We start from the raw sequence: 19622 nt of genomic DNA, 5'->3' as shown, positions 1-19622 counted from the left end.
TTTACTTATATCCTTAATTTGAAAATGAAGTAAAAAAAGCACTAACAATGATAAGTTTCTTTATTTTTGTTATAAGGAAATTTGCTTTTGGACTAGAAAAAAGACAAAGCCCAAATGAGGCTTTGTCTTTAACATAATTACTGTGAATACGATTGTGATGGCACTTGTTTCCTTTTTCCAAATACGGCAAACAAAATCAAAATGATGATGACTGCTGCTAAGCTAATAAGTGTACTTTCTGTTAACCCTAAAAGTAAGAATCCAACCGATGCAATGATAGCTCCTGTGATAGCATAAGGTAGCTGTGTCACTACATGATCTATATGGTTACTTCCCGCTCCAGTTGAAGACATTATCGTCGTATCAGAAATTGGTGAACAATGATCTCCGAATACCGATCCAGCCAATACAGCAGCCATAGCAGGAAGCAGAATGGCTACATCCGTAGTAGCGGCAATTTCACCAGCAATCGGTAGTAAAATTCCAAATGACCCCCAGGATGTACCAGTTGAAAACGCCATAATTCCTGCGACAATAAAGAGGATAACTGGTAAGAATCCTGTATTAAGATTAGAGCGTTCCACTAATCCTGCTAGATAGGCTCCTGTTCCCAGCGAATCAATCAAGGTGACAATCACCCATGCAAATAATAAAATATAAACAGCTGGAAGCATTGATTTAACTCCCTCAATCAAGCCAGTACCAAAGGCTTTTCCTTCCACACCTTTTTTCGATACTTGAATGGCGAAGAAAATGATAGATACAATTAATCCGATTAATCCTCCATAAAGAAGAGAAGCGGCAACATCCGTATTTTCAAAAATAGCAAGTAAAGAAAACTTTCCAACAGCTTGATATCCAGTGTACAGCATTGATCCAACCGTACCTACAACAAGTGCGATGATTGGCCAGATTAGATCTCCGACCGTTCCTTTATCACTTACCGGTAAATCATTTTTTAACTCACCAGGAATATCTTTAGTAGAATCATATACTTCCCCAGTTTCAATCGCTTTTTCTTCATGCTTCTTCATTTGACCAAATTCGATTCCTTTTATTGAAACTATAAACACGATAATAATCGTTGCCCATACATACATATTCATCGGAATCATTTGAATGAAAGCAGAAAACGGAGAGTACTCAGTAATCTGATGTGTGGCTAATATGGTTCCTACGATCCCAATAATATAAGCTCCCCAACTTGAAATGGGTGATACGACACAGATCGGGGCAGATGTTGAATCAATGATATAAGCTAGTTTAGCACGAGAAATGCGATGACGATCCGTAATTGGGCGTGATACTTGTCCAACGGCTAGTGCATTGAAATAATCATCGATAAAAATTATTATACCTAGAATCGCCGTCATGATTTGAGCACCCGCTCTAGTTTTTACTCGTTTGATTGCCCACTCTCCAAATGCACGACTTCCGCCAGAAATATTAACAAAAGCTGTGATGACCCCAAGCAATAAAAGGAATAAAATAATATAAACATTCCAGGTATTGAGAGCACCATCAGCAACAAAAATGCCTTTTACAGCATCCCAAATGATCGTGAAGGTTTTTGTAAGTGAAAATTCAGCCAGCAAAAGGGCCGCAGCAACAATTCCTGCTCCTAACGAAAGAAGCACTCTTCTTGTCAGAATCACCATTAAAATGGCTAAAAGGGGTGGTATTAATGAGTAGATAGTGTTTTCCATGTTTTCCTCCTCCTAATTTTGATAGGGGGGAACATTCTTAGCATGACAGAGGACAAAAATAAAAAAGGCAACGATAGAGAATACCTATCATTACCTTTTAGTAATGCAGTTATTTTCTCCATCACGATCTGTAGCTCCCCATTATGAATGCTCCATAATGACAGTGTTACCTTTGTTCAAGGTAACCCCAGTAAAGAGGATTTTGACGAACCCGCTAATACTTCGGCATATGTTCCCTTTCTTCTCTGTTCATTGGTGTCATTCTCCCAAAGAATACTGATGAACTATGCAGCCTCTACCCCATCGGATTTTGATGATAAGGATTATTTTATTATATTTTAATCTTTTATAAATATAACAAGTTGTTCACATTTTGACAACTATTTTTTTATGGTAATGACTGAAAGGATCAATCAACTGGTACTTCAATTGAAGGTGATGCTTCTCCGCCATTATTATAAAACTGCGGGACATCTCCTTTAAATTCTTTCATTGCAACAAGAATATCCTGTTCGATTGTAGTTGTTTTGGTTTCAAATGGTATAATGATTTTAATATCTACTTTAAGGTGAACATAAACCTTCACAAGCGCATTATTAATACCGAAATCTTCCACATTTGTTTTCAAATCAGTTTGAACAGCACCGATTGCATTAAAACGAATAGGGATTTGTGGTCCAAGATTTGCTAATAATGCGTTATTCGTTGCTTGCCCTAAAGGCACAGAAAATACAATTCCATCAGACTTCCCCGTTTCCTCTTCGTTAATTTCAACATCCGTTAAAAATTCTAACTCTTGTAGATTTCCACGTTCTGCTTCCTTTATATTCAATTGTACTAGATTCGTTATTTCAGATTGGATCCTATTTATGATTTCAGCATTATATTGAGCATCATCTGACGAATCCTCTTTAATTAAATTTTCTACATCAATTCCGTTAGCTATTTTTTTGGTAATAGCTTTGTTAATCACTTTAGTGGCGATTTGTTTTGTTTGTGTCTCTGCGAATGCTGTTAATGTTGGTTTGATACCTGCATTGATCAACCATAAACTCCCCGCTGTCGAAAACATAAAAAATACAAAGCTAAGTAAGAACACATATCGAAAAGGCAACGGTCCTCTTCGGGGTTTGTATTTTTTTATTCTGATCAAAAAAATCCCCCCTTACAAGCTATGTGTATGCTCGTAAAGTAGGGATTAGCCTAAAAAATTTAATTCACATTTGTTAAATTACTTTCGTATTCGGCATCAAAATCATGAATGACCAAGTCAAGATTTGTTTTTAGATCTAATTCATAAGGGGTTAGCAGCTCAATTTGATTTTCTTCAATGATTCGCAGAACAGGGCGGTCTGCTAAACCTTTATTTTGCTTGCTCACAATTCCCTTTCTCCCGTCACTCAGTATTACCACCAACCCATTAGGATAAATAGCTACAGAATGACGAAAAGCTTCGACAACATTTTTATCAAAAAGTGTTCCCGCTCCAGCATACAGTACCTCAAGAGCTTCATGGGGAAGCATAGCGCGGCGATATACCCTGTTTGAAGTCATTGCATCAAACACATCGGCAACCGCAATAATCTTAGCAAACGGATGAATATCCTCTCCCTTGATTCCTCGTGGATACCCGGACCCATCTAAGCGTTCATGATGCTGAAATGCGCAGTGGGCTACAATGAGAGAAACACTGTGTAATTGTCTCAGAATATTAAACCCGTGTTGAGAGTGTTTCTTCACTTCAGAAAATTCATCAATCGTTAGTTTATCTGGCTTCATGAGAATATCTTCTGGAACAAGCATCTTCCCGATATCATGAAGAATCGCCCCTAATCCTAACATTTCAAGCTGCTTAGGGGGAAGTTTTAATTCCATTCCGATCGCTAACGTATAGATGGTTACATTAAAAGAATGATGAACAATATAAGAATCATAGGTAAACACATCTGTTAAAATCGTTATTAACTCATCATTGAGTTTGATTTCTTTCAAAACCGTATCAATAATTACTTTAAATTCATCAGCACTCTTCTCTAGCGCTACTGCGTTAATCGATAATTGATGATTGTTGATCTTCCTAAATGTCTCTTCTATCGTGTTAACAGCTTCCTGCCTTACTGCATAAGGAACTGCCTCTTTTACCTTAATTCCAGATGAAAGACGATCTTCAATATAAACATACTGGACCTCAAGCTCCTTCAGTCTTCGTATCATTCTCTCAGTAATAGAAACCTTCTCTTGAATAAGAGCTTGACCTTGACCATTATATACAGTTGTTGCCAGGATCATTCCTGGTTTTAAAGTCCTCGTTGATATCAGCCTCATCAAATTCTCCTATGTAATTCCTTCATTTTTCGACAAAAATTACTAGTACCTCCATTATAATGTATAGAAATGACATTTCAAGATAAAAAACTTTGTAAAACGTAAATATTCCCAGATGAATAGAAAGAAAGCGTGGCGCCTGATACATTCCCTTTCTATTATACCTGGCACACTATCTACTCAATCACTTTCCATTTTCAACTCCAACAAAAGAACCCCCTTTAAAAGGGGGCTTGTAATGAGAGGTTATATCATTTTTAACAATGCGTCTTTCCCAATCATTCCTTTTGTAATTCCGAGCTGTTCAGCTTCTAGCGTGATCGATTCGAGTGGTGCTTCTAGGAGCTGATCAATGGTTTTAACTCCTACTGCACGGCCAGCGATTATTTTTCGGTCCTTCAGCTTTTCATTTAGAAGTCCGACATCTAATGCACCACACATAATATATCCTTTATCGCTCGAAACTACGAGCAGATTGGTTTTAGGTAGCTCGACCGAGATGGCAAGAAAAGTATGTCCCCCTATTTCTAAAGGCGACAGATTCATCATATTCATCCTCTCCTCTACTCATATTTTTATGAGTAAAAGAGGGATAAGGTGAATGATTCGTTTAGAAAGATTGTTTTAATTTCCAAGCGAGGAGATCTCTTAAGAACTCAGGCATGAAATATTCTTTTTTTGCTCTCGATAACTCTGGAAAGAAGTGGCCGAAAGTGAACATATCTGTCGTTGCTAATTTATATATTTTTTTAGGATCCAGGGGTTCTCCTTTAATGTTCATTTCCTGTGTAGAACCATTGAATGTCACTTCTGAATAAACAAAGGTACCCATTATTTTCCCTCTAAACCCAAGACCTTTCACCTGAATATGCGGCCATTCCTCATCAAAAGTTTGTTTTACCACTTCTTTTAACTCAGAACCTTGCAATTCAATAACACAGGGATTGATTGGATGTGGCAAAATCGAATGGAGATCATATTTCGTTACTTTTCCTTTTTTCAACCCATCAAGAAAAAGTCCGGAGTTAAGAAAAGCACAATCCCCAGCACACCATTCTAATAATGCATCACATAATATTTGGGGCAGTGGTGACCATTTAAACCATTCCACTTTTATTGGCTCTGGCAGGTTCACAATGGGTTCTTGTAAAAGCTTTTCCCCTTTATGAAACCAATTCTGAATCTCATACTCTTCTCCATCTACTTCGTCTAATTCATGATGTTCATATAGCTGTGCTTTTTTTGCTACCACTATATGTTTGTCTGTATCTACTTCTAATTGAACATGTCCTACATAATATCCAAATTTACCTGCAGCTCCTAAAAGAGTGTCATGAATTTCTTTACCATCATGAAGTATATGATGTGTATGGGCTCCAAGGATTACATCAATATCAGGAAATTCTTTTGCTATTCTCTCATCATCGCGAATCCCAAGATGGGACAATAATACAATAGCATTCACTTCATCCTTAATTTTATCGATTTGATTTCTCAATTCGTCAATAGGATGAGTTACATTCCACCCAAGTTGATGATAAAAAGCTGGAAAATAAGCGGTTACTGCCACAACCCCTATCTTCATACCCGAGCTTGTTTCATAAATTTTATAAGGAACGGCCCATTGGGGAATTTTCATATTTTTATTAAGTAAATTGCCAACGATCACTTCAAAAGCTGCGTCATCGTATAGGGAATCTAACTCATTATAGGAAAATGTAATCCCTTCATTGTTTCCGATTGTAATGGCGTCATAGCCGGCTTCATTTAACAGGGTCACATTTCCCTTCCCTTCGGTTCCCTCTGTAAAAGGATGCCACCGATCTGCATGATCACCAATATCAAATAAAAAGACAGGATCTCCTTCTTCGCAATGCCATTTTTTCCTCTCTTTTAAAAAGTCTCGGATTCTTGGCCAGTTTTCAAAGTGGCTGTGTAAATCATTTGTATGATAGATATGTATGAGTTCCTTCATACCCCGCCTCCTTTTCTATCTATAAGAGACCTTGATAAATTAATCGAAGCCCAACCAGAATCAAAATAATTCTTAGAACACGAACTAACGTATTGGAATGTAGTTTTGTATTAAAATATGAACCAAGCTTCGCTCCAAACCAAGCCCCTGGAATGAGAGCCAATGCATATAACCAATTTATATTACCTAAAAACACATGGGTAGTGGAGCTTACCAATGCTGATAAAAATACCATGAACATGCTTGTAGCTATTGCGACATGCGGAGGAAATAAGAATATAAGGATCATCGCTGGTACCATCAATGACCCTCCACCAATTCCAAATAATCCCGAGGTAAATCCAACGACAAATGCGAATCCTGCTCCCAAAAGCGGGGGGAAACCATATCGATAGGTATAGCCTTGTGGGTCTTTAAATGACCTTTGATAACGACTTTGTTGAAAAATCTCAATGGGTTTTAACCGGTTTCTTATAAGTAAAATAATCGCAACGATAATAATGAAGAATCCTAAATAAAGGTTAAACGAATCCATATCTAAATCTTTATTGACCCATGCTCCAATGATGGATCCCGGTCCAGATCCAGCAAAAAAGATAAGACCACTTTTGTAATCAACTGTTTTATGCTTAATATACGATAAAGTTGAAGAAAGACCTGTAAAGATCATGATGATTAGTGAAGTTCCAACAGCTATCTGTGGGGTTATCTCACTTAAAAAATCTGTGTAAGAGCCAAAGTATAGCAGGGCAGGAACCACAATAATTCCTCCCCCTAGACCCACAAGTGAACCTATCGTTCCTGCCGTTAGACCAATTATTACGAGTACTACCCACTCCATTATGTCAACTCCAATATGTCTCCATTCAAAATAAGTCCAACTGTCTTGGTGCAAGATTTTTATATTCAATGTCTAACATATCAATAAATTGCTTCGCATTATCTGCTGCATCGCCACCAGAGTTGTTGTTGAATAGGATGTAAATGTCTTTTGATTTTTCTATTATTTGTGTAATTTTCTGCTTCCATTCTAATAGCTCATCTTCATTATATCGATAGAGGTATCGAACTTCACGCCAGTTTTCTCCGTTAGGTTTTGTCCAGCCATAAACATTTCGTCCATGAAAGCGAATAAGGGTTTTATCTGGATGGGTGGGCTCTAAAATTGTAGGAATCGAGCCCTCTCCTACTTGGGGTTCATCACAGATGCTATGGATCCAGCCTTCTTCTTTCATGAATAATATCGTCTTATCTCTTAGGTGCGATTTAAACCATGACTGATTACGGAACTCTAAAGCAAGAGGAAGTCCATTCAGCATTTCTTTGCAATACCTTATATAATCAACATGGGATTTCTTACAATCAAACCAGGGTGGAAATTGTAGAAGTACCATCGCAAGTTTGTTCGCTTCTATGTAAGGCTTCAGTGACTCTTTAAACGCTTTAAACATTTCTTCCCTAGATGAAAACGGGATGTCACCTCTTTGATGGCCAGTAATCCCTTGATAGGCTTTTACAATAAATTGGAACCCATCTGGTGTATCCCTCACCCATTTTTCTGCGTTTCGAATAGGTTGAACAGCATAAAAAGCAGTATCCACTTCAACTGTAGGAAAATGAGATCCATACTCTTTTAATTTATCCTTTGAGGAACGGTTCGTATATAATGTGTCATGATCTCCCCAACCGGTTAATCCGATATATAACATGAATTCACACCTCTTCCAATTACAATGAGCACTCTCATTTTAACATACCATAAATTATTTCGTATAACGGACAACTTCTGGCTGGCTCAACCTCATTACCGCACTAACGCACTGCATCAGCGCGGGACGGTTCTCGAATGCGTTAATACGGCAACGCATTCGAGAACCGTCCCTCATTGCTTTAATATGATAAAAACCCGTTTGAGCAACATGCTCGAACGGGTTTTGGCTAAGTTTATATCTTTGAAATGGATTATCCGATTGAACCTTCCATTTCGAACTTGATAAGGCGGTTCATTTCGACTGCGTATTCCATTGGTAATTCTTTCGTAAATGGTTCGATAAAGCCCATAACAATCATTTCTGTTGCTTCTTCTTCGGAAATTCCACGGCTCATTAGATAGAATAACTGCTCTTCTGATACTTTAGAAACCTTCGCTTCGTGCTCTAATGAGATATTATCATTTAAGATCTCATTATAAGGAATAGTATCTGATGTAGATTGGTTATCCATGATGAGCGTGTCACATTCAATGTTTGAACGTGCTCCTTCTGCTTTACGTCCAAAATGAACGATACCGCGATACGTTACTTTACCACCTTGTTTAGAGATGGATTTAGAAACGATTGTCGAAGAAGTATTTGGTGCTAAATGAATCATTTTGGCCCCAGCATCCTGGTGTTGACCTTTACCAGCAAGAGCGATGGATAATGTCATTCCACGTGCTCCTTCACCTTTAAGGATGACAGCTGGATATTTCATTGTAAGCTTCGAACCAATGTTTCCGTCTACCCATTCCATTGTTGCGTTCGCTTCACAAACAGCACGCTTCGTAACTAGGTTAAATACATTATTAGCCCAGTTCTGGATGGTTGTATAACGACAGTAGGCATCTTTCTTAATAATAATTTCTACTACAGCTGAGTGTAATGAATTCGTTGTATAAACAGGTGCCGTACAACCTTCTACATAGTGTACGCTTGCACCTTCATCAACAATGATCAATGTACGTTCAAATTGTCCCATATTTTCTGAGTTAATGCGGAAATACGCTTGTAAAGGGGTTTCCACTTTAACTCCTTTTGGAACATAAATAAACGATCCACCAGACCATACCGCTGAATTTAGGGCTGCAAACTTGTTATCCGTTGCAGGGACTACTTTTGCCCAATGCTCACGGAAAAGGTCTTCATTTTCACGAAGTGCTGAATCTGTATCTTTAAAGACAATTCCTTGTGCTTCAAGATCTTCTTGCATGTTGTGGTATACAACCTCAGATTCATACTGTGCAGAAACCCCAGCAAGATATTTTTGCTCTGCTTCAGGAATTCCTAATTTATCAAAAGTTTGTTTAATTTCTTCTGGTACTTCATCCCAAGAACGTTCGGATTTCTCAGATGGTTTAACATAATACGTGATTTCATCAAAATTAAGAGCATTTAGATCTCCGCCCCATTGTGGCATTGACATGTTGTAAAAATGCTCAAGTGATTTTAAACGGAAATCAAGCATCCACTGTGGCTCTGACTTCATACGAGAAATTTCTTCAACAATCTCTTTCGTTAATCCACGTTTAGAACGGAATATAGAGACGTCTTTGTCAGAAAATCCGTATTTATAATCGCCGATTTCTGGCATCTTTTTAGCCATGTTGATTCCTCCATTCTTATTGAAGCTAAGGAAGATTAAGATTCTTCCTTAACTCCTTTTTCCATTGCCTTCCAAGCAAGTGTTGCACACTTAATCCTTGCTGGGAATTTGGCTACACCTTGCAGTGCTTCAATATCACCTAAGTCAATGTTATCATCATAATCTTTTCCTTGCATCATATCTGAAAAGATTTTAGAAAGGTTTAAAGCTGTCTCTACATCTTTCCCAATGATCGTTTGAGTCATCATGGATGCAGATGCCATTGAGATCGAACAGCCTTCACCATCAAACTTAGCATCCGTAACTTTTCCATCTTCCACTTTCAAAGTCAAGCGAATACGGTCCCCACAGGTGGGATTGTTCATATCGACAGTCAAGTTCCCATCTTCTAGCAACCCTTTGTTGCGGGGGTTCTTGTAATGATCCATGATTACTTGGCGATATAATTGGTCTAAGTTATTAAAAGACATCGCTGAAATACTCCTTCGTTTTAACAAGGCCAGCAGCAAGCTTGTCGATATCTTCTTCCGTATTATAGAGATAAAAGCTTGCTCGAGCCGTTGCTGATACTTTTAGCCATTTCATGAGAGGTTGTGCACAATGATGTCCAGCACGAACCGCAATTCCCTCAGAATCAAGAACAGTTGCGACGTCATGAGGATGAACATCATCAATATTAAAGGTTACTAATCCTGCGCGCTTAGACGGATCTTTAGGTCCAAAAATCTTCATTCCATCTATTTCAGATAGTTTATCCAAAGCATAGGCTGCTAATTTATGTTCATAAGCTTCAATGTTGTCAAGGCCAATGTCTTCAAGAAAATCAATTGCCGCCCCTAAACCAATAGCACCTGCAATAATTGGTGTGCCTCCTTCAAATTTCCAAGGAAGCTCTTTCCATGTTGATTCATATAATCCTACAAAATCAATCATTTCTCCACCAAACTCAATGGGTTCCATTACTTCAAGCAGTTGTTTCTTGCCATAAAGAACACCAATTCCAGTAGGGCCACCCATTTTATGACCGGAAAATGCAAAGAAATCACAGTCTAGGTCTTGAACATCTACTTTCATATGCGGAGCAGCTTGTGCACCGTCAACGACCATTACTGCCCCATTTTCATGGGCAACCTTAGTAATTTCCTTAATGGGATTCATCGTGCCTAAAACATTGGATACCATCATGATCGCAACAATTTTTGTATTAGATGTAACGGTTGCTTTAACATCTTCTAGAGAGATTGTACCATCCTCTTGGAGTGGAACATACTTTAATGTCGCACCTTTTTCCTTTGCTAATTGCTGCCAAGGAATAATATTAGAATGGTGTTCCATATGGGTGATGACAATTTCATCGCCTTCTGCAACATTTGCTCGACCAAAGCTTGCCGCTACTGTGTTAATAGCTGTAGTAGTACCTCTTGTAAAAATGATTTCTTCTGTTGATTTCGCATGAATAAACTGACGAACTTTTTCCCTAGCACCTTCATATCCATCAGTAGCTCTTGTACCTAAAGTATGAACCCCTCGATGAACATTTGAGTTGTATTGACGATAGTATTGATCGAGAGCTTCGATTACCTTTATTGGTTTCTGAGATGTTGCCGCACTGTCTAAATAAACTAATGGATGACCGTTGACTTCTTGATCGAGAATCGGAAACTGTTTTCGAATCTCTCTTACATCCATTAGTTAACTTTCCCTTCAATGACGTCTACTAACTGCTTTTTAACTCCTTCAATTGGTAATTGATTAACAACTGGAGCTAAGAAACCATGAATGATCAGACGCTCTGCTTCCTTCTTAGGAATTCCACGGCTCATTAAGTAGTATAATTGGAGTGGATCAACGCGACCAACTGATGCAGCATGTCCTGCAGTAACATCATCTTCATCGATTAAAAGAATTGGATTTGCATCTCCACGTGCTTTTTCACTTAGCATTAATACACGGGATTCCTGCTCAGCATTAGATTTAGTAGCACCATGCTCGATTTTTCCAATTCCATTAAAAATAGAAGAAGCTTCATCTTTCATAACTCCATGCTTTAGGATATACCCTTCAGAATTTTTACCAAAGTGTACGACTTTTGTTGTGAAGTTTTGCTTTTGTTTTCCACGACCAACAACTACTGATTTTGTATCGCCAATCGAACCATCGCCGACAAGGTTTGTAACATTCTCTGAAATGGTATCTCCATCGTTCATCATACCTAATGCCCAATCAATTCGTGCATCTCTTCCCGCTACTCCACGACGGTTAACATATGTTGTCACACCACTAGCTAAGTTATCAACTGCACCGTAAGCCACTTTAGCATTTTGATTTGCAACAACCTCTGTTACGATGTTGACAATTCCTTCTTCAACATCTGTAGTAGAAACATAGTTCTCTACATAGGTAACAGAACTATTATCTTCTGCAACGACTAACACGTGGTTGAAAAGAGTTGCCTCAGGGTTATCGTGAACATAAACAGCCTGAATCGGTTCTGAGATTTCTACATTTTTAGGAACATATAAGAAAGCCCCGCCATTCACAAGTGCAGCGTGTAAAGCTGTAAGCTTATGCTCATCTACTTTTACTCCGTCTGTCATGAAGTATTTTTGAAGGACATCACTGTGTTCTTTAGCAGCAGTGATGATATCTGTAAAAATAACTCCTTGCTCCTTTAGGGAATCTGAAAGAGCTAGAAAAGCAGGTGAGTTATTTCGTTGGACATACAAGTTATGATCTCTATTCTCTAAATCAACCAGTACCTTTGCAGCTTCTGGAAGTTCATCAAGTGATTGATAGGCAGCACTGTCAACTGTATGGTTTTTAAAATTAGTAAAGTTCCATTTATCTATTTTAGTTTTATCAGGTCTTGGGAGCCCAAGTTCGTCTGCTTTTGTAAGAGCATCTGAACGGAATTTAGTGAACCACTCAGGCTCGCCCTGTCCTTTTGAAAAGGAGCTGACATAATCCTGATCTACTGGTAGTTTCGTTTCTACAGTCATTTTAATCCCCCTAACACTTACGCTTCTTGGCCGACAGTTTCGTCTTTAATACCTAGCTCTTCTTTAATCCAGTCATATCCTTCTGCTTCAAGACGCTTAGCAAGCTCTGGTCCACCTGATTTAACTACTCTACCTTGCATCATTACATGTACTTTATCTGGAGTAATGTAGTTTAGAAGACGTTGGTAGTGAGTAATAATTAAGCAACCAAAATCTTCTCCACGCATTTCATTAATTCCTTTTGATACTACTTTAAGGGCATCGATATCAAGACCAGAATCGATTTCGTCAAGGATGGCAATTTTTGGTTCAAGCATCATTAATTGAAGGATTTCATTACGTTTCTTTTCTCCACCTGAGAACCCTTCATTAAGGTAACGTTGTGCCATATCTTGATCCATTTCTAGTAATTCCATTGTAGAATCCATTTGACGAATGAATTTCATAAGAGATATTTCTTGTCCTTCTTCACGACGACTGTTAATAGCCGAACGTAAGAAATCTGCGTTCGTTACACCACTGATTTCACTTGGATATTGCATTGCAAGGAATAGACCTACTTGTGCACGCTCATCTACTTCCATCTCAAGAACATCTTTACCATCAAATGTAATGCTACCTTTTGTAACTTCGTATTTTGGGTGTCCCATAATCGCGGATGATAGAGTTGATTTACCTGTTCCGTTTGGACCCATAATCGCGTGGATTTCTCCACCTTTTACCTCTAGATTAACTCCCTTAAGGATTTCTTTTCCTTCAATTTCAACATGAAGATCTGTAATAGTTAGTGTTGAACCTGCCATGTTTATACCTCCGTGACTTTATAAAAAGTTTTTGAAAATTCGTTAGTCATTCTCAATTTATTCTCATTACAATCTTATAACAAATAAAAGTTATAAGCAACTCTTTCAACCATGTGAAAAGGTTATTCCAAGAGACCTATAAATCGCTTATAGTATGTACTGAAATGAGTGGAAGAATGTAACAAATCCTTTCTTTAGGTTCAAAAGAAAAACCAGTGTTCTGTTACGCAGACACTGGTTTTTCCTTTTTTCTTCCTTATTATTATATCAGCATTTACTTTGTAATCAAGTTCAATTATAAATGGGCATGTACCTTCCGATCAAGATCAGCAATTAACCTTCTGCTTTGGATGTAGTCATTCTCTCTTCTCCGTTCTACTTGCATACGTATTTCATGCTTTCGTTTGTACACCTCGTAACCTATTCCATGGGCGCTTTGCATAGCTTTCTCCATTTCATTTGTGTACTCCATATTAAGAGAGTTAATAATTAATCATTCCTTTCAGATTTTTAACACATTTATAATGTTACTACCATGATGAACTTATAGCAAAACCGATATAAAATGATTTTTCATCTTCTGAGGACCATAAAGTTCTTGACAAATAGTGGGGGCCCCGACGCTTAGTTTTTCACAATATTCCGACCATATACTAAATATTCTGACATCCCTGCTGGAAAGGATCATTGAAGTAACTCTTGTCACTACTTTTTATTTCTTATAAAAATTAATTACTGTTTCAACTGATTTAATTCCTGTACACATTCTTGAACAAGGGTGACTGCTTGGCTCATTGTTGCTCCTCCACCAAAGGCAGCAGTAACACCAACTGCTTCATAAATCTCTTGTTCCGAACATCCTTGATCTAAACACCCTTTTATATGATAGACAATACAGTACTCATCTTGAGAATATAAACTAATCCCTAAGGCAATAAGCTGTTTTTCTTTTTGGGTCAATTCACCTTCTTTGAAACACTCTTCTGCAAAAGAATTAAAATGTTCTGCAAGTCCCGGCATCTTTTCGGTAAATACACCAATTCCAGCTTTATAATGGTGAAGAATCTCTTCAGAAGAATTTTGAGGATCAAATTCCATTGTTAATCAGCTCCATTTCTTTTTTTCAAAAATCAACGTTAGTATGACCTAAAATCATTTGAATATGAAAAAACAATTAATGAAGATCCCCTTTTGTTAGTCGGAATAAGGCTAAGCTAAATTAAAAGTTCTTAAATTAATCTGGAGAAAAGAGATGGGATATAGAGAATAGAGCACGAGTAAGGGACGGTTCTCGATCGCGTTAATGTATTAACGCATTCGAGAACCGTCCCGCAGTGGTTTAAAGCAGTAAAGCATTGTTATTATTCTTCTGATACTGGTACGACTGCACCTTCCCATTCTTCAAGGATGAAGTCTTGGATTTCTTTTGAGCGTAGTACTTCTACTAGTGCTTTGATTGCTTTGTTATCTTCATCACCCTTCTGAACAGCAATGACGTTTACGTAAGGTGAGTCTGACTTTTCAATTGCAATAGAATCTTCTAATGGGTTGATTCCTGCGTCAATTGCATAGTTGGAGTTAATAAGGACAGCATCCCCTTCGCCGTTTTTAAAGTACTCAGGGAGTAATGCTGCTTCGTATTCGTAATCAAACTGAATGTTTTTTGGATTGTCCTTAATATCCTCTAGTGTTGCTTTTGTTTTTTCAACACCATCTTTTAATGTGATTAACCCTTCTTTTTCCAATAAAGATAAAATACGACCGTGGTCGGCTACCGAGTTACTCATTAGGATTGTAGCCCCTTCAGGAAGGTCTTTTAGGGAATCATACTTTTTTGAATAAACACCAATTGGTTCAATATGAATTCCACCTGCATTTACAAAGTCATAGCCATGCTCTTCTTTTTGCGATTCTAAATATGGAATATGTTGGAAATAGTTGGCGTCAATATCGCCATTTGCCAAGTCTTTATTAGGAAAAATATAATCTTGATATGGCTCAATATTTAATTCATATCCCTTATCCTCCATCAAGGGCTGTGCCTTTTCTAAAATCTCAGCGTGCGGAACATTCGAAGCACCTACGGTAATCTCTTTTGACTCGGTATTTCCCTCGCTGTCTCCACCATTACCGCATGCTGCAAGACCGAAAATACTTGTCGCTGTTAATAAACCTACTATCCACTTTTTCATAGTTGACCTCTCCTTTAACGTTTATCTAATATTTTTGTAATGGTATCTCCAATAAACTGAATGGCAAAAACGATAATTAAAATAATGATGGTAGCGGCTAATGTAACGTCATCCCGACTACGTTGGAATCCATCTAGGTATGCAAGATTTCCAAGTCCACCAGCTCCGATAACACCTGCCATTGCTGTAAATCCAACAAGTGCAATCGCCGTTACAGTAAGTCCTGATACCAGCGCTGGCATTGATTCGGGAAGTAGTACCTTCCATATTATTGTTGAGGTTCTCGCTCCCATTGATTTCGCTGCTTCTATTACTCCCTTGTTTATTTCCCTTAGCGCAATCTCTACCATTCGTGCATAAAAAGGTGCTGCTCCAATAATCAATGCTGGTAAGGCTGCATTTGCTCCGCGAATGGTACCAATTAAAAATTTCGTAAATGGAATAAGTAACACAATTAATATGATAAAAGGAATCGAGCGAAATACATTCACTACAGCACTAGTGATCATGTAGACGATTCGATTTTCCCAAATGTTATTTTTAGATGTTAAAAAGAGTATTAATCCTAAAATGATTCCTAAAACAAATGTAATAACTACCGCCATTCCCGTCATATACATCGTCTCAACTGTAGCTTCCCACATTTTCTCCCAGTCCACATTCGGAAAGATGTTCTCAAGCATGTGTCATCACCTCCACTTGGACTGACTGCTCTATTAGAAACTCTACTGCTTTATACTCCTCTTCCTCAGAACCATTTACGTGTATGAAAAGGGTGCCATATGCCCCATTTTGGGTTTGAGATATTTTCCCTTGAAGAATATTTACATCCAGTTCAAAATTTCGAATTAAACTGGTTACAACTGGCTGACCAGCTGATTCGCCTACAAACGTTAGCTTGATCACCTTACCATTAGGGTATGTTTCGAGAAGATGCTCAATCGTTTCTTTCGTTTCTTCAGGCTCTGAAACTTCTCCAACAAATCTTTTAGTAATGGTTTGTTGTGGTGATTTAAATATGTCTAAAACATTCCCTATTTCTACCACACGACCATCTTCCATTACGGCTACACGATGACAAATCTTTCGAATGACATGCATCTCATGTGTAATTAAAACAATTGTTAATCCCAATCGTTTGTTAATATCCACAAGAAGTTCTAATATCGAATCAGTTGTTTGCGGATCAAGAGCAGAGGTCGCCTCATCACAAAGCAATACTTCTGGATTATTTGCTAATGCTCTTGCAATTCCAACCCTTTGCTTCTGCCCACCACTTAATTGAGAAGGATAGGCATCTCCTCTTCCCTCTAATCCAACCAGTTCAATAAGTTCTTCGACTCGTCTTTTTCTCTCTACTTTGGAAACACCAGCAATCTCTAGCGGAAAGGAGATATTTTCTCTAACAGTTCTTGACCATAATAAATTAAAATGTTGAAAGATCATGCTAATTCTTTGGCGCGCCTTACGAAGCCTAGAACCTTTAATTTGTGAAACAAGCTGACCATTTACATCAATCGACCCTTCTGTTGGAACCTCAAGTCCATTTAACATCCGTATTAATGTACTCTTACCTGCACCACTATAGCCAATCACTCCAAAAATCTCACCATCTTGTATATCTAAGTTCACTTCTGAAACAGCTTGAATTGTCCCTGATTTAGAAGCAAACACTTTTTTCACATTTGAAATCTTTATCATATGCTTTCACCTACTCCCCAACTAAACACATTTGTATAGTATGAATTATGTTTGTATCTAATGATGCCTGATTAAATTTTCTTTTTACAAGACTTTTCGTAAACTGCTGTTGCTAATGCCTCTTAATTATTTCAATACTAGTGAAACAGTTATTGCTTTGACGAAAAGAGTCCCGAAACCTTTATATTACATGTTTCAATTCTAGTTAAAAAAGCAACAATCTATGCGAAAACAACCTTTACAAAAACAAAAATGCCTTCCTGCTGATGAGCAGAAAGGCATAATAATCTATATGGTCCTCTCTCTCATCTTCCAAAGTTCTTGAACTTTGTGTGAATTGGCACCATTTCAATAAATTGACGGTTGCCGGGCTTCATAGGGCACATCCCTCCACCACTCTTGATAAGAGTATATATTAAATTTTTTGTCGAATATCTTGATTTATGATTATGAGTTTATCATGGGACTTTTTTAATGTCAACGAATTTTTTCGTCCTTCAAAGGACCAACCATTTCATATTAAATCATCACAGGATTTACCTCGTGTTCCCTACATAGCCATAAAACCGCCTCTGCAAATAATAAACCTCTAAAGGAACCGTTAATCTTCACATGTCCAGACTCTACTAAAGCAGTCAACCGCTCATTTCCTTTCAAAAGATCCACCATCATTTTCTCATCTGCAAAAATGTAAAAATCGTTATGGGCTTCTTGAACAATCTTTGGTGATTCATGTTTCTTCAAAGATATGGTATATTTGGCTGTCAAGGATTCTAAGGTGATTAAAAAAGGCACTTCAGGCAAAAGCATTCTTAAATGAAACCGAGACTGACATTCTTCCAGGACTCTCATGATTTCTTCTTTCATTGTTTTCACCCCTATTTAGTTCCTCTCTTAAACTTAATTCCACTTTAAGGGAATAATTCCTTTTATTAATCATCGACAACTTTTTAACGAAATTCACATTCAATGTCGAATAGACATCCAGTTCTTCCCTTTTATCAATCAATAGACAAAATAGCTAATATTTCCTGAGAAATATGTATATATTTGAAAAATATAATGATTGTAGACGAAGAAAGGTAAACCTTCCTCTATTCGTGACTTAAGCGTATGGCTGGATTTAAAAACAAACCTTCTTCAACAAAAAAGGCTGTTTTCACAAACCTTGTTGCCTTTTGGGGAATAATAGCAATACTCCCGTAATACTTAGTGTGCTTAATTTCAGAAGTAAGAGGTCGGACACGAAGCAATTGGCGGTTTGCTAATTGCTTTTTTATAAGGACTTCAAGTTGTAAAAAACAATTGCTCCAGGAAAAGAGGCAAAAAAAAGACCTTAACAAAAGTCAGGTCATCGTTAATAAATTACATTTTTCCCAAATTATACTAATCGTTCAACTTCAAAAGTTTTTCATAAAGAAATGGAACGGAATGAAAAGCGTAAAGTTTGTCCTGTAATTCGTTCTTTTTGAACAAGAGCAAACAAGGTACGCTTTCCACTGAAAACTCTTCTGCAAGCTGAGGTACAAAGTTTAAATCGGATCTTGCAAATTTTATTTGCGGCATTGTTTTTTCAACAATGGATAACATTTTGCCGGCTAATTGGCATGTCCCACACATTGGTGTATATAAATAAAGAGCAAATACCCTTTCTTGCTTTATTCCATTTTGTATTTCTTCTAATGACCAATCCGGCGTCATACTGATTAACTCATCCTTTTTTCCAAATATTCCGTGTGAACATCAATATTGGCCCCTGTTAAGACTGACGCAAGATGCTTTTCTGGTGCAGAAGCAACTTCTTTATACATTTTATCAATGTACAAATGCTCCGCTTCTGGAAATTCACGTTTAAATTGTTTTCGCAGCTTCTCGCCAGCTTCATCTGCATCCACGAGGATATACACATCACGATAAAATAGTGAATCAATAAGTTCATCTAATTTTGTAATGCTAATCGTCCCGTTTGTACAGATAATTTCTACAGGCTCTTTGACAATCCCTTTTACTTTTCTCTTATCTGTGGTGCCTTCCACTATTATTACCTTTTCGTCAAAAACGTCCATTTCATCATCACCTTATCAGTAAATAAGATTATGATAGTATATTCATCTTTTATATGATGATGTCCTTTAATATACCATTATAATGATTTTCGCATGAAAAATCCGCTTGGTCCTAGCTCTAACGAGTGAAATCTAGCACCAGCCGCCTTCATCGCAGTCTGTATAGCGTGATTCATCTTGATTCGGGGACATATAATTTTGAATAAATTGATTGCCGTTTAATTCAAAATTAGGCTCTAATTGAACATTTTGTTCCGATGGATTCAATGGCATTCTTCCAACAAGTTCATTATCTAAATAAAACTGGAGTTCTCCATTTTTAATTTTGCCAACGATTCTATCTGTTACATTTAACTTTTTCGATTCTAATGTCATATAAAAAACCTCCCAACTTAGTTATCATTAGATTTCCCTAAGTTGAGCTAAACATGAGAACGACTTTAACAGATGCAACTGAAATGTAAATCTTAATCGCTTTCAGTAATTTATGATAAC

21 protein-coding genes and 2 riboswitches are annotated in these 19622 nt (G+C 37.5%); all 21 genes read right to left on the bottom strand.

Features of this window, described 5'->3' with window-relative positions; translation table 11 throughout:
• Positions 1–137: 137 nt before the first annotated feature.
• Positions 138–1706 carry a Na+/H+ antiporter NhaC family protein gene (locus JOC86_RS13345; protein WP_205173312.1) on the bottom strand — a complete coding sequence of 523 codons (1569 nt, stop codon included), beginning with the start codon at positions 1704–1706 and terminating at the stop codon, positions 138–140.
• A gap of 123 nt (positions 1707–1829) precedes the next feature.
• A riboswitch (Lysine riboswitch) is annotated at positions 1830–2012 on the bottom strand.
• 103 nt (positions 2013–2115) lie between these two features.
• Complete coding sequence (gene yunB / locus JOC86_RS13340; protein WP_205173310.1) at positions 2116–2859, bottom strand: sporulation protein YunB; 744 nt, start codon at positions 2857–2859, stop codon at positions 2116–2118.
• A gap of 59 nt (positions 2860–2918) precedes the next feature.
• Complete coding sequence (locus JOC86_RS13335; protein ID WP_205173308.1) at positions 2919–4031, bottom strand: HD-GYP domain-containing protein; 1113 nt, start codon at positions 4029–4031, stop codon at positions 2919–2921.
• A 246-nt stretch (positions 4032–4277) separates the two neighbouring features.
• On the bottom strand, positions 4278–4580 hold the full coding sequence (locus tag JOC86_RS13330; RefSeq protein WP_205173306.1) for a YunC family protein: 303 nt from the start codon (positions 4578–4580) through the stop codon (positions 4278–4280).
• A 61-nt stretch (positions 4581–4641) separates the two neighbouring features.
• Positions 4642–6006: a bifunctional metallophosphatase/5'-nucleotidase gene (locus JOC86_RS13325; protein ID WP_205173304.1), complete on the bottom strand. Its 1365-nt coding sequence runs from the start codon at positions 6004–6006 to the stop codon at positions 4642–4644.
• A gap of 19 nt (positions 6007–6025) precedes the next feature.
• On the bottom strand, positions 6026–6847 hold the full coding sequence (locus JOC86_RS13320; protein WP_205173302.1) for a sulfite exporter TauE/SafE family protein: 822 nt from the start codon (positions 6845–6847) through the stop codon (positions 6026–6028).
• Between the two features lie 25 nt (positions 6848–6872).
• Entirely contained in the window at positions 6873–7715 is an 843-nt protein-coding gene (locus JOC86_RS13315) for a DUF72 domain-containing protein (RefSeq protein WP_205173300.1), read from the bottom strand.
• Positions 7716–7968: 253 nt separating this feature from the next.
• Positions 7969–9366, bottom strand: coding sequence for a Fe-S cluster assembly protein SufB (sufB, locus tag JOC86_RS13310; RefSeq protein ID WP_205173298.1), 1398 nt, complete (start codon positions 9364–9366; stop codon positions 7969–7971).
• A gap of 35 nt (positions 9367–9401) precedes the next feature.
• A complete protein-coding gene (sufU, locus tag JOC86_RS13305) occupies positions 9402–9836 on the bottom strand; it encodes a Fe-S cluster assembly sulfur transfer protein SufU (protein ID WP_205173296.1) in 435 nt (144 codons plus the stop codon).
• Positions 9826–11055, bottom strand: coding sequence for a cysteine desulfurase (locus JOC86_RS13300; RefSeq protein ID WP_205173294.1), 1230 nt, complete (start codon positions 11053–11055; stop codon positions 9826–9828). The genes sufU and JOC86_RS13300 overlap by 11 nt, the downstream gene beginning before the upstream one ends.
• Positions 11055–12365 carry a Fe-S cluster assembly protein SufD gene (sufD, locus tag JOC86_RS13295; RefSeq protein WP_205173293.1) on the bottom strand — a complete coding sequence of 437 codons (1311 nt, stop codon included), beginning with the start codon at positions 12363–12365 and terminating at the stop codon, positions 11055–11057. Before sufD ends, JOC86_RS13300 begins: the two co-directional genes overlap by 1 nt.
• Before the next feature lie 17 nt (positions 12366–12382).
• Positions 12383–13168, bottom strand: a complete 786-nt coding sequence (gene sufC, locus JOC86_RS13290) for a Fe-S cluster assembly ATPase SufC (RefSeq protein WP_205173292.1) — start codon at positions 13166–13168, stop codon at positions 12383–12385.
• A gap of 295 nt (positions 13169–13463) precedes the next feature.
• Complete coding sequence (locus tag JOC86_RS13285) at positions 13464–13622, bottom strand: YuzK family famiily protein (protein WP_205173538.1); 159 nt, start codon at positions 13620–13622, stop codon at positions 13464–13466.
• Between the two features lie 278 nt (positions 13623–13900).
• Positions 13901–14266, bottom strand: a complete 366-nt coding sequence (locus JOC86_RS13280) for a carboxymuconolactone decarboxylase family protein (protein WP_205173291.1) — start codon at positions 14264–14266, stop codon at positions 13901–13903.
• A 263-nt stretch (positions 14267–14529) separates the two neighbouring features.
• Positions 14530–15360: a MetQ/NlpA family ABC transporter substrate-binding protein gene (locus tag JOC86_RS13275; RefSeq protein WP_205173290.1), complete on the bottom strand. Its 831-nt coding sequence runs from the start codon at positions 15358–15360 to the stop codon at positions 14530–14532.
• Positions 15361–15374: 14 nt separating this feature from the next.
• Entirely contained in the window at positions 15375–16043 is a 669-nt protein-coding gene (locus tag JOC86_RS13270) for a methionine ABC transporter permease (protein ID WP_205173289.1), read from the bottom strand.
• Positions 16036–17061, bottom strand: a complete 1026-nt coding sequence (locus tag JOC86_RS13265; protein WP_205173288.1) for a methionine ABC transporter ATP-binding protein — start codon at positions 17059–17061, stop codon at positions 16036–16038. The genes JOC86_RS13270 and JOC86_RS13265 overlap by 8 nt, the downstream gene beginning before the upstream one ends.
• Before the next feature lie 302 nt (positions 17062–17363).
• A riboswitch (SAM riboswitch) is annotated at positions 17364–17470 on the bottom strand.
• Between the two features lie 110 nt (positions 17471–17580).
• Positions 17581–17928: a hypothetical protein gene (locus JOC86_RS13260; protein ID WP_205173287.1), complete on the bottom strand. Its 348-nt coding sequence runs from the start codon at positions 17926–17928 to the stop codon at positions 17581–17583.
• Between the two features lie 519 nt (positions 17929–18447).
• A complete protein-coding gene (locus tag JOC86_RS13255; protein WP_205173286.1) occupies positions 18448–18762 on the bottom strand; it encodes a thioredoxin family protein in 315 nt (104 codons plus the stop codon).
• Between the two features lie 5 nt (positions 18763–18767).
• Positions 18768–19127: a toprim domain-containing protein gene (locus JOC86_RS13250; protein ID WP_205173285.1), complete on the bottom strand. Its 360-nt coding sequence runs from the start codon at positions 19125–19127 to the stop codon at positions 18768–18770.
• 132 nt (positions 19128–19259) lie between these two features.
• On the bottom strand, positions 19260–19502 hold the full coding sequence (locus tag JOC86_RS13245; RefSeq protein ID WP_205173284.1) for a YusG family protein: 243 nt from the start codon (positions 19500–19502) through the stop codon (positions 19260–19262).
• Positions 19503–19622: the final 120 nt, after the last annotated feature.

It is taken from the genome of Rossellomorea pakistanensis (assembly GCF_016908495.1).
In the GTDB taxonomy this organism is placed as follows: domain Bacteria; phylum Bacillota; class Bacilli; order Bacillales; family Bacillaceae_B; genus Rossellomorea; species Rossellomorea pakistanensis.
Note: the sequence above shows the minus strand (reverse complement) of the source record. Positions and strands in the feature narration are given on the sequence as shown.

Excerpts from the sequence above, each read along its gene's own strand:
- JOC86_RS13345 (WP_205173312.1), bottom strand. The coding sequence starts at position 1,706 with ATGGAAAACACTATCTACTCATTAATACCACCCCTTTTAGCCATTTTA.
- JOC86_RS13335 (WP_205173308.1), bottom strand. The coding sequence starts at position 4,031 with ATGAGGCTGATATCAACGAGGACTTTAAAACCAGGAATGATCCTGGCA.
- JOC86_RS13330 (WP_205173306.1), bottom strand. The coding sequence starts at position 4,580 with ATGATGAATCTGTCGCCTTTAGAAATAGGGGGACATACTTTTCTTGCC.
- JOC86_RS13325 (WP_205173304.1), bottom strand. The coding sequence starts at position 6,006 with ATGAAGGAACTCATACATATCTATCATACAAATGATTTACACAGCCAC.
- JOC86_RS13320 (WP_205173302.1), bottom strand. The coding sequence starts at position 6,847 with ATGGAGTGGGTAGTACTCGTAATAATTGGTCTAACGGCAGGAACGATA.
- JOC86_RS13315 (WP_205173300.1), bottom strand. The coding sequence starts at position 7,715 with ATGTTATATATCGGATTAACCGGTTGGGGAGATCATGACACATTATAT.
- sufB (WP_205173298.1), bottom strand. The coding sequence starts at position 9,366 with ATGGCTAAAAAGATGCCAGAAATCGGCGATTATAAATACGGATTTTCT.
- sufU (WP_205173296.1), bottom strand. The coding sequence starts at position 9,836 with ATGTCTTTTAATAACTTAGACCAATTATATCGCCAAGTAATCATGGAT.
- JOC86_RS13300 (WP_205173294.1), bottom strand. The coding sequence starts at position 11,055 with ATGGATGTAAGAGAGATTCGAAAACAGTTTCCGATTCTCGATCAAGAA.
- sufD (WP_205173293.1), bottom strand. The coding sequence starts at position 12,365 with ATGACTGTAGAAACGAAACTACCAGTAGATCAGGATTATGTCAGCTCC.
- sufC (WP_205173292.1), bottom strand. The coding sequence starts at position 13,168 with ATGGCAGGTTCAACACTAACTATTACAGATCTTCATGTTGAAATTGAA.
- JOC86_RS13285 (WP_205173538.1), bottom strand. The coding sequence starts at position 13,622 with ATGGAGAAAGCTATGCAAAGCGCCCATGGAATAGGTTACGAGGTGTAC.
- JOC86_RS13280 (WP_205173291.1), bottom strand. The coding sequence starts at position 14,266 with ATGGAATTTGATCCTCAAAATTCTTCTGAAGAGATTCTTCACCATTAT.
- JOC86_RS13275 (WP_205173290.1), bottom strand. The coding sequence starts at position 15,360 with ATGAAAAAGTGGATAGTAGGTTTATTAACAGCGACAAGTATTTTCGGT.
- JOC86_RS13270 (WP_205173289.1), bottom strand. The coding sequence starts at position 16,043 with ATGCTTGAGAACATCTTTCCGAATGTGGACTGGGAGAAAATGTGGGAA.
- JOC86_RS13265 (WP_205173288.1), bottom strand. The coding sequence starts at position 17,061 with ATGATAAAGATTTCAAATGTGAAAAAAGTGTTTGCTTCTAAATCAGGG.
- JOC86_RS13260 (WP_205173287.1), bottom strand. The coding sequence starts at position 17,928 with ATGAAAGAAGAAATCATGAGAGTCCTGGAAGAATGTCAGTCTCGGTTT.
- JOC86_RS13255 (WP_205173286.1), bottom strand. The coding sequence starts at position 18,762 with ATGACGCCGGATTGGTCATTAGAAGAAATACAAAATGGAATAAAGCAA.
- JOC86_RS13250 (WP_205173285.1), bottom strand. The coding sequence starts at position 19,127 with ATGGACGTTTTTGACGAAAAGGTAATAATAGTGGAAGGCACCACAGAT.
- JOC86_RS13245 (WP_205173284.1), bottom strand. The coding sequence starts at position 19,502 with ATGACATTAGAATCGAAAAAGTTAAATGTAACAGATAGAATCGTTGGC.